The organism is Novacetimonas pomaceti (assembly GCF_003207955.1).
Taxonomy (GTDB): Bacteria; Pseudomonadota; Alphaproteobacteria; order Acetobacterales; family Acetobacteraceae; genus Novacetimonas; species Novacetimonas pomaceti.
Genome location: NZ_NOXG01000108.1, coordinates 1 through 914, shown reverse-complemented (window position 1 = coordinate 914; position 914 = coordinate 1). Strand labels below are relative to the sequence as shown.

The 914-nt window shown below is 61.7% G+C and carries 2 protein-coding genes; both read left to right on the top strand.

The window, feature by feature from the left end:
* Positions 1-156 precede the first annotated feature (156 nt).
* Positions 157-429, top strand: coding sequence for a hypothetical protein (locus CFR71_RS17090; RefSeq protein ID WP_239020462.1), 273 nt, complete (start codon positions 157-159; stop codon positions 427-429).
* Positions 430-460: 31 nt separating this feature from the next.
* Positions 461-769, top strand: coding sequence for a DUF5983 family protein (locus CFR71_RS17315; RefSeq protein ID WP_110532254.1), 309 nt, complete (start codon positions 461-463; stop codon positions 767-769).
* Positions 770-914: the final 145 nt, after the last annotated feature.

The window sequence follows — 914 nt, the reverse complement described above, 5'->3', positions numbered from 1 at the left end:
CGTGATGGTCGGGCCCGACGGCATATCGATCACTGGCGGCCGGTACATGCCTGGAGTGAAGCGGCTGTCTGGCAGATCCTGCGTCGGCATGGCGTGATTTCGCCGCTTCCCTATCAGCTCGGGTTTGGCCGTCTGTCTTGCATGACGTGTGTATTCATGTCTGCCGATCAGGCTGCAACGCTGCGGCATATGGACCCGGATCGGTTCGCCCGGCTGTGTGAGTGGGAACGCGCATTTGGCTGCACCATTCGACGCGACCGGGACCTCGGCACGCTGGCCAATGGCGGCACGGTTTACGGCCCCGTGCGCCAGCATCCGGATCTGGTGCGCCGCGCGCTCTGCCACCGCTGGCGTGGCCGTGTCCTCACATCCCTCGAACAATGGGTCCTGCCCGCTGGCGCATTCGGCGAGAGCGCCGGGCCGGTCTGACCCGCCTCATCCTTAAGCAGAGAGAAACCCGATGTTAACGTCTTTCCAGATCCGAAAATTCCTCGACCTGAGCACCGGCCACCTCCCCCTGTCGGACCGTGGACACCTTGAGAGATATGCAAGGTCAGGTGGCTCCTTTGGGCTGACCTGCCTGTCCGGCCCGCACGGATGGTTTGTCCATGTCCCGCTGGATCCATACTCCCATGATTGGCCGGGGTCGCGGTCACTGCGGGCCATTCTCGCCCTGGCCCGAAAACACGACTGTGATTACGTCCTTTTTGATGCGGACGGCCCGATCGATGCCTCGCTTCGTTTCTTTGATGACGATGAAGATGAATGACCGGCAACGGCATCGGGCGTCCCTCGGGCCAGAGGAGCCGGTTCTTATACTACGGGCTATCACCTTTGACCTATATGAGCCCATTTTCTGAGGCCGATGGATCGGATGGTCTGTGGCAGGGCGGTGAGGTTGTTCCATGCGGTGC

What these genes read in the sequence shown, in the direction of transcription:
- CFR71_RS17315 (WP_110532254.1), top strand. Translation starts at nt 461, where the DNA reads ATGTTAACGTCTTTCCAGATCCGAAAATTCCTCGACCTGAGCACCGGC.
- CFR71_RS17090 (WP_239020462.1), top strand. Translation starts at nt 157, where the DNA reads ATGTCTGCCGATCAGGCTGCAACGCTGCGGCATATGGACCCGGATCGG.